Source organism: Micromonospora sp. KC207, assembly GCF_004348615.1.
Taxonomy (GTDB): domain Bacteria; phylum Actinomycetota; class Actinomycetes; order Mycobacteriales; family Micromonosporaceae; genus Micromonospora.
This window is the reverse complement of record NZ_SMKJ01000016.1, coordinates 1-14,961: the sequence shown is the minus strand read 5'-3', so window position 1 is coordinate 14,961 and position 14,961 is coordinate 1. Positions and strand designations below refer to the sequence as shown.

Genomic DNA, 14,961 nt, shown 5'->3' with positions numbered 1-14,961 from the left:
GCTCGGTGGGTGCTCGTGCGACGAGCATCCCTCGCGTCCGGGCCTGTCCGGCCAGCGGCTGCCCCGTCCGGGCGGGTTTGATCATGATTTGCCGCGCGCTGCTCCAACGTCCGGATGCTGGGACGGGTTCCCTTCGCGTTTGGCAGCGCAACCGGGCCGGTCGGCGGCACCTCCGTAGCGATCGCCCCCGGGCGCATGCCCCGTGGCGACGAACAGCGCCGGATCCTGACTCCGCTGCTGCGAATTGCCCGCTGGCGCTGCGACGACTGCGAACAGGCGCGGGATCGGCTGGCCCCGTCTCGCCCGTCACCGGGGGCTACTACGACTGCGGCTGGGTCAGGACAACCCCCGCCGCTCGTCTCACTGGCATCATGTCCTGCCGGGGCGCTTCATCCGTTCAGGGGCGCGGTTGCCACTGTCGACTATCGGTAAGTGTGGCTTTCCCGGCGTAGAGCGATCAGTGACATGTCGCTGATCATCGCCGTTACTGGGAGCAGGTGCCGCAGGTCGGCCAGTTGGGCTCGTATGGGTGCGGTGGGTGCGGGTGCGCCGCTGTAGGCGATCGTGACGTGGGGTCGGAACCCGTCGGCTGGTTCGGGAACGGTGTGCCACACAGCGGCGATCGTGGCCCGGATGGTGGTGCGGATCCGTTCGACGGGGTCCCAGGGTTGAACGAGCAGGCCGATGCCTTCGGCGTCGGGGTCGACGGGGCCGAGGGACAGCTTCAGCGGCGGCAGGGCGGCGCACCGCTGGCGGGTTTCGGCGACGATCGCCTCGATGTCGCTGTCGGGTATCTCGTCGGTGAAGCCGATGCCCTGCGTGGTCAGGTGCAGGCCGTCGAGCGGCACGAGGTCCAGCCCAGGCCGCAGGGTGAGCTGCTGCTGAAGGTCGGTGACGAGGTGGTGGAGTGCCGGTTGGTCCTGGAAGGTGAGGTGCCAGGTGTAGAAGTGGCGGCCGGCGTGCCAGCCGGGACGCCAGTACCAGTGTTCGGTGAGGGTGGGCAGGTCCTGGTAGGTGGTCCACCGTTGCCGGAGGCTGGTCAGTTCCCGGCTGCTCATGTCGGCGATCGGAGGCCCGCCGGTGGTGTCGCGCCGGGGTGTGCGCGTTCGGCGACCAGGTCCGCGACGTCCTGTAGCCGTGGGTGGTGGTGCAGGGGGTGCGCGGCGGCGAGGAACTGGTGGGTGCGTTGGTGGACGGATTCGAAGCGGTGCTCGGCGGTGAGTGCGAGCGCCTGCATCGCCAGCTCGGCGGCCTGTTCGGGATCGCCGACGTGGAGGTGGGCGGTGGCCAGGTCGAGGCGGCTGAGGGCTTGCGGGCCGCGTAGCTGGGCGGTGTCGAAGGCGGCGATTGCGGTGGTGAGGTGGCCGGCGACGTCGGATCTAGTCGGCCGCCGGGTGATCATGTTCGGGATGACGGCCGAGGATCGGGCAGTCGCTGTGGCAGCCCCCTCTTCCTCCTAAATCGATGGCAGCCATCGCAAAATAGCGTCAACTTGGTCGAGTGGACCGGCCGCATGATCAGCATAGATAATTTTGACCGGGTGTCGGGTCGAGTGACCGCGATGGTGCGAATAACATCGTTTGCCGCAGCGCGACTGGGAGGATCGGTATGTCCTACGAGGATCGCGGCCCGATGTCGCAGGATGGTTCCCCGGGTTCGACCCCGCCGATTCCACCGGTTCCCGGTGCGACATCTGTCGGCCGCTCGCCGGCACCGCCCACTTCGGCCCCGCTGTCCGGCCAGATCCCGGCCTCGGGCTTCGGTTCGGTTTCCCCGGGCCGGATGGGCGGCCAGCAACCGGTGGCCTGGCCTGGTCCGATGCCGGTCGCGTCCCGGTCCAATCGGCGGGTCTGGTGGTTGGTCGGCGGTGCCGCGTTCCTCACGCTGGCGCTCTGCGCGGGCCTCGCGGTGTCGGCGGTATGGGTCATCTCCCGGTGGTCGGACGGCGAGCCGGGCAGGGCGGACCGGCAGGCGGCGACCCTGCTGTACGAGGCCGCGCGCACCCTGTACGACTCCGAGGCGCAGCGCTACCGGGGGACGTTGACCACCGACTTGGGTACGCCGGTGCGGATCGAGTCGCAGGTCACCAGCGACGGCACCATCCTGTCCAGGGTCGAGCTCGACGGCACCCGGGGTGAACTGCTCGACATGGGCTACAACGGCATGTACGCCCGGGGCGGCACCGCCTTCTGGGCGGCGCTGGATGCGCCGTTGGCTGAGGCGACGCTGTATGGCGACGCCTGGGTCCGGGTGGACCCGGACACGTTGGGGTTCGATCAGGGTGAGCTGGTGCCGGCCACCCTCGCCGAAACGCTGGTACCGGGCGTCGGGGACGGTGACGGCCCAGCCCCCGAACTGGAGGCAACGCTCGGCGAGTTGCGGACGATCGACGGCGTCGAGGTGCGTCAGGTGCGGACGCGTGACGCGTTGGCGTCGATCACCACCGGTCAGCCCAGGCGGATGGTCCGGCTCGAGTCGACTCGGGACCGCGTCCCGACCACGACCCGGACGAGCCGGTACGGCGGCGGCTCCCCCGCCGGCGGTGGCTACCAGCTGGTCGGGATGACGGACGACGACGAGTTGGAGCTGGATCTGAGTGCGCTCTCCCCAGCGGAGTTGGATGAGTTCTTCGCGGCCGTGAAACAGCGGGTCCAGCAGCTGGCCGATGCGTTCGACTCACAGGTGAGCTTCAACCTGGACGGCAACGGCCGGATCGGACCGTGCCTGCAGACGTCGTGCCTGGCCACGTACACCATCAGGAATCAGGTCGATCTCCAGTCGGAGTACCTGCGGAGCAGCGGACCGGTGAGCGCTGAGGTGACGATCACCATGACGCTCGACGGGCGACCGGTGCGCACCTGCGCGCAGTCCGTCACGATGCCGCCGAATGGCTCGGCGACCGTACAGTGCCTGGCCACCTACACCCTGCCGCGCACCCGGACGCCGAAGACGTACAAGGTGCGGGCGGAGATCCGGGCCCGGGCGAAGGCCGTCGTCAAGGCCGACATCGACCGGATGATCAAGGACGTCGCCCGGTTGGAGGCGGCGAGGCGGGCCCGGCAGAATCCGGCGGCCGCCACGCCCCCGCCGCCCGCTGCGGCACCTGCGGCGGGCACCTCCCCGACCGGCCCGGCCGGTGGCAGGCCGACCGGACCGCCGGCGAGGATCGAACCGGGCATGACCGCGGAAAACAAGCGTTCGCTGCAGCGGGAGAACGAGGCGGCAAACATCCTTGCCGACAAGGGGTACCGCGTACAGCAGAACCCGAACCAGGTGGAGGCGGCGGCGGCCCGCGCGAAGACCGGGGACGTGGGGAAGCCGACCAGCAAGCCGGACATGCTGGTGGAAGGCAAGGTCTTCGACGTCTACTCGCCGTCGGTGGTCAAGAAAGTGCGGGGCATCTGGACCGAGGCCAGCAAGAAGGTGGACGGAGGGCAGACCCAGCGGGTGCTCATCAACCTCAAGGACTGGCCGGGAGAACTAGCCGACCTGCGGAAGCAGTTCACCGACTGGCCCATCCCGGGGCTCAAGGAGGTCAAGGTAATAACCTCGGCCGGCGAGATCTTCCCGTTGCTGTAGGGAGCCACATGTCCATCGATTACCGACTGACCCTCGCCGGTGAGGTCCCCTTGCTCGACCTCGCCGCCCGCGCCTTTCCCGACCCAGCGGACGTGGCGAGGTTCGAGCCGTACCTGGCAACGCTCGGCGCAGAGATGTCGGAACAGCGCGGCTTCGACGTCACGCTGCTCACCGGCCGAAACGGCTACCTGGACGCCGACGGCGACGACGGTCCGTGGGAGTGGGAGCCGGAGCGCTACACGGACCTGAGCTTCCGGATGGACAAGTTCGGCCCGCCGGACCGGGGTGCCCGGAACATGGTGGCGGCCGTGGACAGAGTGCTCCGCTCCGGTGCCGAGAATGCCGCCCTAGTGCTCAACGGCGAGGTGCTGGTGCTGACCCGGTTCGGCGGGCAGCTGCGGAAACACAACAGGGAACGCTGGTGGAGCTACTACCCTGGCGTGGAGGCGTCGATGCCCGGCTGAGCGGGCGGCAGTCGTCGAAGACCACGACCTGCGCTCGGAGTGGACCTGCCCGCTCAGGCTCGGCGGGCCAGGAAGATGCGCACTCGAACAACAGCGCCTCACGGCGCACCGGATCAGAAGGTTAGGGTTCGAGTCCCTTCGGGCGCACAAGATCAAAGTGGGTCCTGACCTGCCGGTATGGTGGCGCTTTTCCGCCCCTTGTGGTCGGTCGGGTGCTCGGTGGGTGCTTGGGCGACGAGCGTCCCTCACGTCCGGCTCTGTCCGGTGGGCGGTTGCCGTGTCCGGGTGGGTTTTGATCATGGTCGGTCTACCGTTGCTGGGTTCCACATGCTGGTATGCGAATCGATTTCGAGTTCGTCGTTGAGCCTGGTGGGTTTGGTGTCTCCCGACTTGGGGGGTGCGTGTGCGGTGGCGCCCTCGGGTGGGATGGCATCTTGCTACTGCGATCGTCTACTGTCAGCGTGCCGTGAGGGGTCAGTAGCGAATGGTGATCAGCCCCTCCGATGACCTGGGGGGCGTCCTCATGGATCCGCAGGGACTAAGTGACGTGAAGCGGGCGCTCGGGCGGAGGCTCGGAGCCTGGCGTAGGAAGCGTGGACTGACTCAGGACGACGTCGCGCGGCTGGTGCACAGCACGCGGAGCACGGTGGCCAACGTCGAGAGTGGCCGGCAGGTGGTGGACCGGGTCTTCTGGGCGCAGTGCGAGTCGCTTCTCCAGGCCGGTGGCGAACTGCTCACCGGTTATGACGAGTACCGGTCTCTTGAGGCCCGGCATCAGGAGGAGAAGGCGGAAGCGGCTCGGCATGCCCGCTGGGGAGCGTTGGCATCGCTTGGCCCGGTCTCGGGGCCTGTGGTGGTGGGGGGCCGCGATGAGGTGGTCGAGCCTGTCGCGGAGGTGCGGGCGAGGGTCCGGGACCAGCATGCGTACGTGCTCGACGAGTCGTTCCTCGACGCGATGGAGGCATTCGTTGCTGAGGTGGTCGATTCGTACGAGCTGAGGGGGCCGCGGGTCCTCGCGCCGTCCTGGTCCGGGAGCGGCGGCGTGTTCAGCCGATGCTGATGGGCCGTGCGCGGCCGAGGCAGCAGCAGCGTCTGCTGGCTGTTGCGGGTCGTCTTTCCGGTCTGCTGGGTTACATGTCGGTCAACCTGGGGCGCTTTGACTCGGCTCGCGCGTATGCGCTCGAATGTTTTCAACTGGCGGAACAGGCCGACGATCGTGATCTCCAGGCGTGGGTGCGGGGTACGCAGAGCCTGGCCGAGTTCTATGCGGGCAACTACCGTGATGCTCTCGTCTTCGCGCAGGACGGCCGGCGCTTCGCCGGCGCGGGACGCCAAGCGGTACGACTCGCGGTCAATGGCGAGGCGAGGGCGCATGGCAGGCTGGGTGACCGTCGAGCGGTCGATAAGACCGTCGGTGACGCCTACGATCTTCTTGCCGATTTCTCCCCGGAGCCCGGCATGACTCCGTGCATATCGTTCGGTGTCTACAGCGAAGCACGCACTGCGTCGAATGCCGCCACCGCGTACCTTGGGCTGGGGAACGCCGGGTCGGTCCTGCAGTTCGCGGGACGCGCCCTCGACATTGTGGGCAGCTCGCCGTCTCGGTGGAGTCAGGCTCTGGTGCGCCTGGACATGGCATCCGCCCTGCTCGACACGCCGACCGAAGACCTGGACCAGGCTCTGGCGCTGGTACGCGCGGCGATGGCCGCCTCGGAGGGCAACCGCATCGAGTCGATCGAGCAGCGGCTGCGATCCTTCACCGCAGGGCTGCAAGGATCCTCCGAGTACGCGCCTGTAGCAGTCTTCACCGACGAAGTGCGTCAGTGGCTGCGTGATCGGAAGCCGGACAATGACAACTCCTTCTAGCGAATCCAGGGAAGGGCGCGAACGGTACGACTACGTCGAGGAGGACTGGGCGCGCTACCGCACGCTCGATTATCTGGTCAATCACTGGGAACGGCCGGGCTGGCGTCCAGGCCGACGTTCCTACCATTGGATGATGTGCCTGGGTGAGAGTGAGGCTTTACGCGCGCTCGCAACGAGGTGCCAGGCCGCGCTTGGTCACATACCGACCCTGGACCTGGTCCCCCTGAATTGGCTGCACCTTACCGTGCAGAAGGTTGGCTTCGCAGATGAAGTGTCTGCCGCGCAGCTCGACCAGATCGTGGCAGCAGCGCAGCGGCGGCTCGCGGTCATCCCCCCGATCTCACTGGAGGTGGGGCCACTGGCGGGATCGGCGGGCGCTGTGCGATTCAGCGCGGGCCCCCATCCTCCAGTGCGGAGCGTTCGCCAGGCCCTGCGGCAGGCGCTCGCGGAGGTCAGAGGCGACCGTGCGGTCCCCACGCGCGCCACCGCCTTCGTCCCCCACGTCAGCATCGCCTACAACAACGCGCCGACCGACGCGGCGCCGGTCATCGACGCGGTGGCCAGCCTCCGCCGCGTCGCATCCGTCACGACCGTCGTTCACGGCGTCGAGCTTGTCGAGTTACGCCGAGAACCCCGCAGCTACGCGTGGGATGTACTGGCTACGGGCACGCTCGGGAACGATGAACAGCCCGCCGGATCGTGACCCCCGAAGCTTCCGTGCCCGCCCAACTGCGGTGCCCGTTGCCAGCAGCCCGACAAGGCCATCGGGATTGTCATTGCGGTCGTCAACGAGTGGCCCGAGCGGGGCCTGTGGCTTTCCCGCACGGCGCACGCGTACCTTGCGGCCCCTGGAGCCCGGCCACGCCGCCGTCTCCACTGAGGTGCTGGCGATGGCGGCCACCACAGGCTCGGCGCGGGGCCGCCGCGACGTTGCCGCCCTGGCCCGGCAGCTTGAGCCCTTCCGCGGTCAGCGGGATGTGCGGTGTCTGCTTGGCCAGTTGGCCACGGTCGGATGAACCACTCGCCCGGACCGGCTCAGGTGCCGGGGCCACAGTGTGTCGCCGTCGTGGGCCGCGCCAACATCGACATCACAGTGCGGATCCCCGGACCGCCGGTTCCTGGCCGCACGACGTTCGCGTCGTCTCCGGCGACGACCACCGCTGGCGGTAAGAGCCTCAACCAGGCCCTGGCCGCCAGCCGGGCGGGCGCGCACGCCAGCCTGATCGGCAACGCCGGCGACGACCACTGGGGCACCTTCCTGTACCGGGCACTGACCGACGCGGCCGTTGACGTGTCCTGCTTCCACCTCGTGCCGTCGGCGTCGACCGGAATCGCGGTCATCGAAGTCGACCCCGACGGGGAGAACCGCATCATCCTCGCGCGGGCCCCGGAAACCGAACTCACCGACGAGCAGGTAAGCAGCAGACTCGCAGGGCTGCGTGTCTCGGTCGTGGTGACCCAACTCGATCTCCAATCCGACGCCGTCGACGCTGTCTTCCGACACCACCGTGCGAAAACGCTGATCGGCAACCTGGTACCGCATCCCACGCTCGGACCAACTGCGTTGGCCCCACTGGACCTGTTCGTTGCCAACGAGGCCGAGGCAGCGGCGATACTCGGCCACCACCACGACGATCCCACGGTCGCCGCACGGGAACTCCGCGAACTGGGCCCCACCGCGGCCGTGGTGACCGCCGGCCCGCGCGGCGCCGCCTACAGCGACGCCCACGACACCGCGCTCGTGCCCGCACCACCCGTTAACGCGATCAACACCAGCGGAGCGGGCGACACCTTCCTCGGCACTCTCGCGGCACGCCTTGCCCACCATCTCCCGCTCTCCCACGCGGTCGCCGACGGGGTGGCCGCCGCGACGACCTTCGTGAGCAGCGGCGTGCAGCGGTACTGAAGCTCATCGGCCCGCCCGGCACAGCCAGGCAGTCGCGGCCCGTGGTCGTCTCGGACCGCAGCGTCTTTGGCCTGGCGCACGGGTTATTCATATCGACTCTGATCTCTGGGATGCCACGGTTCGTTGAGGCGCAGAATCCGCCAGGACGAGGGTGGGGTCATGCCGCTGACCGACCGCATCCGCGGTGATCTGCAGGCGATGGCCGCAGGCGTGAGGGGAGCACAGCAGGACGCCGCTGCGGCCGACCACGCCGTCGAGCGGATCGCCGCTCGGGCCGTCGGGGCGGGCTTCGCGGGTATCGCGGTGGGGCTGGCTCGGGTGCGCGAGCAGGTGGGGCAAGTCCGCGCACGGCTGACCACAGCCGGCGGGATCCTGGGTGAGGCATCGCGCTCGGTAGCTGGGCGCCCCAACAGTCGTCGCCTCAGGAGGCCATCACCGCGCTCACGCCGCTGGCAGCAGCGCTCGCATCCCCCGACGGGGCAGTCGCGGCGGCGGCAGCGGGTATCGAGCAAGCGCGGCGACTCATCGCGGCAGCGCTGCATGGAGGACAACCCGGCCCGACACTGGCTCGCCTGCGGCGGGTAGCTCAGGGACTCGCGGCGGTCAGAGCCCGAGGAAGCGAGGCGCGCCGTCTCGTCGAAGCGGCACTGGCGCAGGCCCTGCAGGCCGGTGAACTGGGAAAATGGCCACGGGCGGCCGACCGCCCGATACGCACGACACCTCCGCGAGCCCAACCCGGGCCACGAACGAGACGACGTCCTCATGCTCAATAGGAATCGAGGTAAACGTTGGAGACCAGCCAGTGGCGTATACCTCGAATAAGAGTCACATGCAGGACCCCGCCTTCCGCGACAATCGTGAAGGTGACCTCGCCGTCAACCCCTCCTGCAAACACGGCAGGGCCGCGAAGTGAGCCTACGGCTCTAGCCGACTTTCTGAGATCGTTGAGTTTGCTGGCGATCTCCGGGGTGACGAGTGGCAGGACTGCACTCCTCCATTCCTCATCTGAAAGGCCATCTCGAGACCATGTGCCTACGAATCGGTCGGCTGCCTCGGCAGCCTCACGAATCCCCACATTTCCGTCGCGAGGCAGCGGTGCATACGTTGAGAGGGCCGAGGGCGAGGAGGCCGCGCGGCCATCCCCGGCATTTCCACAAGCGATCAGGCCGCTGGCGAGAAGCAGCATCACGATGACCGTCAGATATGATTGGAAGCGCCTTGGCCGTCTAGTTATCGGCCGACTGACCCCGCGTGGGGTTCCTCCGCTTTCAAGAGTTGAGGCTACCATAGTTGGAGATTGTATATCTCGGTGACGCTTCCCAGTTGATTCGGTGCAACAGATTCTCGTGGGTCGCGCCGGCCTCGCCACATCATCCGGACATTGACCACTCCGGGTTCGAGCTTGTGGTAACGAGACAGGTCTACCGCTAGCATCGTCGGCTGGTCGATAAACACCTCACCGCTAGGGCACGCTAGGCGAAAATCCTGAACTCCTTGCCATAATTCGTTCGATAATGGGGGACGCTGATCCCAGAATTGACAGATCACCCGCACAAGGCTTTCGCTTTGCCCGCACGATACAATCATTTGCCGCCCGTCGCAGGCGGCCACTACGTCGCGGGCGGTGGCTAATAGCGCTGCGGTTTCCTCAATACTAGGCTCCTCCAACCAGTCGCGAAACCCGAAGTGCTGGTAAAGTGGCATAATGTCTGCGCTGGCTTGAGCGATGATTTTCGGCTGCTGCATACCTGATGTCCATAGTCAGGGCCGTCGGCGCGGGCCGTACGACCCGCGCCGACCGGACACTTATTGATCAATGCGTACGTAAAATGCTTCCCCGTCTAGGACCCGGTTCTCCCAGTAGAATTTCTGGCCGAGCCTTGAGCCGCCACCTGCGTTGTTGTCGTCACCAGGGATTGGCCGCGCCGAGAATCGGAGGAGGCCGCCGTTACTATCCGGTCCATACTTGCCGCCCTGATAGGTCGATGCGAAGGGATACTCGTCACACTGCAATCCCCCCGCAGCATAGCCCTCTCCCCAGATGTCCTTACAAACCTTGATGGAAGCGTCGCGGTTCTCGCTAATTTTCGCTTGGTCCGTGAGACGGGTAAGCGGGTCCTGAATGCTACCACCGGGAACCGTTTTACCGACCCAACTTGGAAAAGTTCTTTCGGGATGGTTCTGCGCGTCGTAGATGTGCCTGGCGCTGTACTTGACCGCATCCTCGCTGAGGGACAGTACGTAAACTAGGGGGGCGTCTGTGAATACCGATCCGTAGTCTCTGCCTACGACGGTCCGACCAGCGGAGTCGAATCTAATCTTCGATTCGAACATACCGGCCTGCATTGAGGGAGCGAGATTGTCGCTCGCCGCCGGAGTGAAGCGGTGGTTCATCGTGAGCCACGCCGGTACTCGAAAGTCCGGACTAGAACCAGTGTTATTATCTGACGAAAACGTAAGGGATCGACTGGGGCGGACCTCCCAGCCCAAGACGGTGTCTGCGAGATCGGTCTGACTCGGGCAATTCATTTGGGTGGAGCAGCCATTGAACGTGATGTCGAACCGCGCCTGTGCCCAGTTCACCGACTTTCCGGGCAACGAGAAGTAGGTGATGTTCTCCATACTGATAAGGTAGTCAACCTGCCGTACGCCGTGGTTGGCGTAGCCGAGAACCCACATGTCCCACGAGATCTCGCCCCAAGGTTCGCCGTCGAAGCCTATCGCCGAGACGTGCTTGCGGTCCGAGAAGCATTGGAGCATACGGTCCCGTAGCCAACCCTTTGGGGTCGCGCCCGCTTCTTCGAGATGTTCGCTACATTCGGTTCGAAGATCAACGGGGTCGCTGTTGGAAACAGCTTGCAGCCAGGTGCGCTGGTTCGCCTTGACTATCTCCTGGTTACCGCCATGGTGGATATTACTCGCGGACGGAAGCCGGTCCGAAAGTGGTTTCTCCGAGTAAGTCGTATACCCCTGCGTCTGGTCGCCTCCATCGGCCTGAACAGGCAAGGTGCTTACCATTGCCAAGGGGATGGAAGTAAGGAACGCAATGACTACTGGTGGCAACTTCATCTGTTGAACCATCTCCTCCAGGTTTGGCCTCTGGGAAGCATTTGACCTGAATTAGCCTTCGACCTTCCTCGAAGGGCCATTCAGATTCACCCCTACGGCCGAGTCGGGCAGCTTACAGAAAGTCCATCGAATCCGTCAGGAGATAGCGGGACAGGCGGGACCGAGACAGGCGTGGAGTAGAGAGCCTGTGGACTCGCTAAAGGCCAGGTCATATCCGGCATACCGCCCAACATCGCGGCCTAGAAACGCCCGGACTGGCTCGTTCCCACTGACCACTATGAGATTTCGGTTCAGCTTTCGAAGATCAGGCAGGCCCGCCGCCCGTGCATACTCTTCGGCTGACACGACGCGTACCCTTGCGGCAACATGCGGAGTGACTCCTGAGACAGTCACCGCCTGTCGCGCTAGCTTCAACGCTTGTTGCTTGGAGATTAGCGGTACGCCTTTCTTCCGGTGCTCGAGCGGATGCTGGTTGGTAATGTTGCAGGCTTTGTGCGCCTTGACGCAATCGGCCAGGCCGGGAACGTCGCGTATGCAGCGGTTTGGGTCGACTGCCATGCAATTTGCTAACGCACGCTGATCAACACCATTATAGATGCGGTCGGCTCCAATGTTCCGTTTAGTCAGCCCAACGGTTGCTAGCGTTGTCGCAGACGGCTTGCTGATCGCGAAGTAGTCTACTGCTGAAGGGGTCGACCCCGCCTTCGGCACCATAGACGCATTCAGGCAGCGGGGTGGCGTATTGGGACCTCCTGTGGCTGGCGCGTTCCTGGGTGCATTGCAAGGATAGACTTCATTCGTCGACGCCTCTGTGACCCATGGGCGCCGCCAAACGTTATTCCCATCGAATAGCTGCATGCGATGCTCGAATGAGGCAGGGAAGGTCGCCGCTTCAACAGTTTCGGCAAAGAGGCCTCCGCCGCTCTCGCCAATCCTGACACTCTCGGTCTTCGTGGTACTAGCGACCGGGTTAAAGTCGAAGTAAAGCTCATGCTGGGAGTTCTCACCCGGTACCACCATGTATGTGTGTAGACGGCCGTCAGCCCCTGACCCACCTGGCATGCTTGAGAGATTGTGGTACTCATATGATCCGGCATCGAACTCTAGCCAATACGCGTTTTCTTCTCTAGGACTGGATGAGTATCTCGATTCCCAGCCGAATTCGAATCCGTCGGACTTACTGTTTGCGCCTTGGCTGTTGAGCGTGCCCCATCTTAGAAAGTTCAGCATGTTGCTGTAGGTTGTGCCGCTGTAGGTTATTTCATGTTGCTGCCACGTGTCCATCAGGCCATAGATCGGCTGTTCAGGACGTACGCATAGGGTGGTTCCCTCGGCTTCGCATTGGAAGGGCCCCGTTCGTAGTACCCAGTGCCTCCCTGGCATCTCACCCGTCGGAAGGTCATAACACACGTCGAGTGCAGCATTGCCACTCGGGTACAGGCCATTCAGGCACTCAGTGTTGACATTATTGCGAAGCCATAACCCGCCACCATACTTTGGCGGTTGCGTATACCACGTTAGGGCTGCCCCCGAAGCTGTGCAACTCCTGAGCTGCACTTGTGGCCCTCCTGTACCAATCCTTCCTAGGCACAGGCCTGTTTGCACGTTTATTATCCGGTATAGATGGCGAGGCGGGTTATACGGTTGCGTGCTACTGAAGTCGAATTTCCACCTCTGCATATTGACGCCAGCCGCGCCGTCAGCAATATAGGGAGCAACACCTACTGCAGAGCCGTCAGTGGTTCCTTTCGCTGACAAAACTCGTTGCTCACTTTGCCCAAAGAGACCGATAGCAAACGCTTTAGAGAGCGCTGCGGATGCTGGTGACGCTCCGCAGAAAAGAGCTCCAGCCGCGACAATGGCCATGATTGAAAGCTGCGCGAATGCTCGTTGTGCGTAAGCGGTGCCAAATTTCCTGGTCAACCTACCTGCCCTCCCACGGGATGACGTGGACGACCGAAGCGAGGCGGTCGCCTGGGTGGATTGACCGCACCGAGAGTGGTCCACTGCTTACAATGAGTGACAATCTGAGACTATGCCACGCTCATCGCCATCGATCAACACCATCTCGAGTGACCTAATTCATAGCTTCTAGCCATTGACGTCCATTGGGCCCTTTTCATCCCGCATAGCGGCTTGCTTCGACATCTGCAGGATGAGGATGGCCTGCAGGACCGTGGTGGTCCGGTGGGGCCGATCCTCGCCCGGTTGCGATCCTCGCCCGACGCGGTGTCGCCGGGCGCACTGCGCTACGTCGGCATCAAACCGGTCGTCGTGCAGCTCCACCCGGCCACCGCGCCGGGCGAGGATCGCAACGGCTCATGCCCCTTGGTTCTGGCGCGGGGCCCGTTGCTGTCGTCGGCGCGTGAAATCGGGCTCTGGCGCACATTTTGGATGCTGCTGGTGATCTTGGTTGTGTCATCGGGGTGGGGTGCGTCGCTGCCAGAGTTGAGGGCTTCTCGGTGTTGGGGTAGCGGGATGTCGCTGGGGCGGGATTCGGGTTCGGTGGTGCCGGTGGAGACGGCTCGGGTGGCGTGGGCTGCGAGTCCGAAGGGCATTGCGCGACCCTTTTAGCCGGGGCGCCTCTGTAGGCTGCGCCCTGGGCGGCTGGGCGGTCAGGACGTCGGGGTGGCGGGAGTTGGCGTTGCGCCACCGCAGGTAGGCCTGCAACCGTCGGGTCAGCGCCGGGTGGTTGGGGTGGTTCGAGCCGGCGATGACGAAGGTGCGTAGCGGCCCGAACTGGGCCTCGATCGGGTTGGCCCAGGAGGCGTAGGTCGGGGTGAAGCACAGTTCGACCTTGTTCCGGGCCGCCCACGCCCGGATCTTGGCACCTTTGTGCGCGGACAGGTTGTCCAGGATCACGTAGATCGGTGCCCCGTCCGGACGGGCGGCGCGGATCAACCTCAAGGCAGCGAGGGTGTTCGCGGCGCTCTTATGACGCCGGACCACGCCCTAGAGTTGGTCGTCACCCACGGAGTAGCAGCCGTGGAACTGCCGGACCCCGTGCAGCTTGTGATAGTTCGCGGGCAGCCGGTGAGGGTGCCCGGCTGGCGCCGGCCTGCGGGCGGATCACCAGGGGCCCGAACTCGTCGAACGCGAACTCCCGCTGCGGGAAATGACTGCTCACGTACTCGATCCGGGCGAGTTTGGCGTCCCGGTCAGGGTCGGTGGACTCCTTCCACGTCTTCGTTCGTTGGAAGGTGATCCGGTGTCGGTGCAGGATCTGCCGTAGCCGTTCCCGCTCGATCCGGACCCGGCGAGCCGAGTGAACGCGCAGGTGATCGGCGAGCTTGCGGATGCTCCACCGGGTGAACGGCCGCCCCAGCTTCTCGGGGCGGGTGTTGGCCGTCTCGACGATGAACTGCTCCTCGTCGCTACTGATCTGGCGGGGGCGGCCACCCGCCCACCGAGGGTCCAGGCTGGCCATCCCCATCTCGTTGAACCGGTGGATGACCTGCCGGATCGTGTCCTCATCGGCCTGGACCAGACGGGCGATGGCCGGCACCGGCTCCCACCGGGGAGGCGAGCACGACCATCGCCCGTCGCAGTCGGATCGGTGAACCGGTTCCCCGGCGAGTGATTCTGCAGCTACTGACCTTCCTGATCACTCAGCCGCGAACACGTACAGGATCTGCCACCGCCACAGCCTGACCGCCACAACGCCGCCCGGCCAACAGGCCAGACGGCGTGTCAACCAACACCGTGAACGTTCGTGGTCACAGCACTACGTACTTGTGCGCACCGATCAAGCGCAACTTGTCGCTCTCGGTCGGCTTGCGTCCGGCCCACGGCTCATTCCACGAGGCGCTTCCCTCGACGGTCGCGTCGGGGCAGAGCACGTCGTAGATGCCGTGTCGTCAAACAAGATGCGGCAATGACGGAGCGCGGCGTCCTGCCCGGGTGCCATGTAGCCGAGGCAGACTGAAACAGGTTCGCCGTGGCTGCCCGCACGGAACGTGTCAAGGGATTGAGGCCAGCGGGAGTTAAGCGGCCTGTCGTTCCGGTTCGGGTTTGTTGATCCAGACCTGGTTGGGCAGGTCGAGGATCTTGGGTAGGGGTTGGGTGGTGCCGAATCGT

12 protein-coding genes and 1 pseudogene are annotated in these 14,961 nt (G+C 65.1%); 7 read left to right on the top strand and 6 right to left on the bottom strand.

From position 1 onward, the window contains the following. Window positions 1–422 precede the first annotated feature (422 nt). Both E1258_RS03685 and E1258_RS03680 read right to left on the bottom strand, forming a co-directional pair. A complete protein-coding gene (locus E1258_RS03685; RefSeq protein ID WP_132396818.1) occupies window positions 423–1,058 on the bottom strand; it encodes a 2'-5' RNA ligase family protein in 636 nt (211 codons plus the stop codon). After that, a complete protein-coding gene (locus E1258_RS03680; protein ID WP_243715155.1) occupies window positions 1,055–1,402 on the bottom strand; it encodes a hypothetical protein in 348 nt (115 codons plus the stop codon). Before E1258_RS03680 ends, E1258_RS03685 begins: the two co-directional genes overlap by 4 nt. Before the next feature lie 416 nt (window positions 1,403–1,818). Between E1258_RS03680 and E1258_RS35650 the strand changes: the two genes are divergently transcribed. From E1258_RS35650 to E1258_RS34315, 7 genes are all read left to right on the top strand, one after another. After that, window positions 1,819–3,579 (top strand): hypothetical protein, encoded by a 1,761-nt coding sequence (locus tag E1258_RS35650; RefSeq protein WP_371688560.1) that lies wholly within the window; start codon window positions 1,819–1,821, stop codon window positions 3,577–3,579. Between the two features lie 8 nt (window positions 3,580–3,587). Next, window positions 3,588–4,043, top strand: a complete 456-nt coding sequence (locus E1258_RS03670; RefSeq protein WP_132396816.1) for a SitI3 family protein — start codon at window positions 3,588–3,590, stop codon at window positions 4,041–4,043. Between the two features lie 484 nt (window positions 4,044–4,527). Beyond that, window positions 4,528–5,103 carry a helix-turn-helix domain-containing protein gene (locus E1258_RS34320; protein ID WP_371688559.1) on the top strand — a complete coding sequence of 192 codons (576 nt, stop codon included), beginning with the start codon at window positions 4,528–4,530 and terminating at the stop codon, window positions 5,101–5,103. A 74-nt stretch (window positions 5,104–5,177) separates the two neighbouring features. Beyond that, window positions 5,178–5,909, top strand: coding sequence for a hypothetical protein (locus E1258_RS03660; RefSeq protein ID WP_132396814.1), 732 nt, complete (start codon window positions 5,178–5,180; stop codon window positions 5,907–5,909). After that, complete coding sequence (locus E1258_RS03655) at window positions 5,893–6,612, top strand: 2'-5' RNA ligase family protein (RefSeq protein WP_132396812.1); 720 nt, start codon at window positions 5,893–5,895, stop codon at window positions 6,610–6,612. Before E1258_RS03660 ends, E1258_RS03655 begins: the two co-directional genes overlap by 17 nt. A 309-nt stretch (window positions 6,613–6,921) precedes the next feature. Next, complete coding sequence (locus E1258_RS03650) at window positions 6,922–7,815, top strand: ribokinase (protein ID WP_132396810.1); 894 nt, start codon at window positions 6,922–6,924, stop codon at window positions 7,813–7,815. Window positions 7,816–8,198: 383 nt separating this feature from the next. After that, window positions 8,199–8,588, top strand: coding sequence for a DUF6244 family protein (locus E1258_RS34315; protein ID WP_371688561.1), 390 nt, complete (start codon window positions 8,199–8,201; stop codon window positions 8,586–8,588). Between the two features lie 508 nt (window positions 8,589–9,096). On the opposite strand, the gene E1258_RS03640 is transcribed toward E1258_RS34315, so the two are convergent. From E1258_RS03640 to E1258_RS35540, 4 genes and pseudogenes are all read right to left on the bottom strand, one after another. After that, window positions 9,097–9,561, bottom strand: a complete 465-nt coding sequence (locus E1258_RS03640; RefSeq protein WP_132396808.1) for a hypothetical protein — start codon at window positions 9,559–9,561, stop codon at window positions 9,097–9,099. Between the two features lie 60 nt (window positions 9,562–9,621). Then, the gene (locus E1258_RS03635; protein ID WP_132396806.1) at window positions 9,622–10,896 is read right to left on the bottom strand and encodes a NucA/NucB deoxyribonuclease domain-containing protein; all 1,275 of its coding nucleotides are present in this window, start codon (window positions 10,894–10,896) and stop codon (window positions 9,622–9,624) included. A gap of 2,079 nt (window positions 10,897–12,975) precedes the next feature. Further along, window positions 12,976–13,170: a hypothetical protein gene (locus E1258_RS03630; RefSeq protein ID WP_132396804.1), complete on the bottom strand. Its 195-nt coding sequence runs from the start codon at window positions 13,168–13,170 to the stop codon at window positions 12,976–12,978. A 321-nt stretch (window positions 13,171–13,491) separates the two neighbouring features. After that, window positions 13,492–14,522 (bottom strand): annotated as a pseudogene (locus tag E1258_RS35540) (IS630 family transposase); the annotation flags it as partial. Window positions 14,523–14,961: the final 439 nt, after the last annotated feature.

Coding starts and splice junctions, on each gene's coding strand:
- E1258_RS03640 (WP_132396808.1), bottom strand. CDS start 9,561: ATGCAGCAGCCGAAAATCATCGCTCAAGCCAGCGCAGACATTATGCCA.
- E1258_RS03680 (WP_243715155.1), bottom strand. CDS start 1,402: ATGATCACCCGGCGGCCGACTAGATCCGACGTCGCCGGCCACCTCACC.
- E1258_RS35650 (WP_371688560.1), top strand. CDS start 1,819: ATGCCGGTCGCGTCCCGGTCCAATCGGCGGGTCTGGTGGTTGGTCGGC.
- E1258_RS03655 (WP_132396812.1), top strand. CDS start 5,893: ATGACAACTCCTTCTAGCGAATCCAGGGAAGGGCGCGAACGGTACGAC.
- E1258_RS03670 (WP_132396816.1), top strand. CDS start 3,588: ATGTCCATCGATTACCGACTGACCCTCGCCGGTGAGGTCCCCTTGCTC.
- E1258_RS03650 (WP_132396810.1), top strand. CDS start 6,922: ATGAACCACTCGCCCGGACCGGCTCAGGTGCCGGGGCCACAGTGTGTC.
- E1258_RS03685 (WP_132396818.1), bottom strand. CDS start 1,058: ATGAGCAGCCGGGAACTGACCAGCCTCCGGCAACGGTGGACCACCTAC.
- E1258_RS03660 (WP_132396814.1), top strand. CDS start 5,178: ATGTCGGTCAACCTGGGGCGCTTTGACTCGGCTCGCGCGTATGCGCTC.
- E1258_RS03635 (WP_132396806.1), bottom strand. CDS start 10,896: ATGGTTCAACAGATGAAGTTGCCACCAGTAGTCATTGCGTTCCTTACT.
- E1258_RS34320 (WP_371688559.1), top strand. CDS start 4,528: ATGGTGATCAGCCCCTCCGATGACCTGGGGGGCGTCCTCATGGATCCG.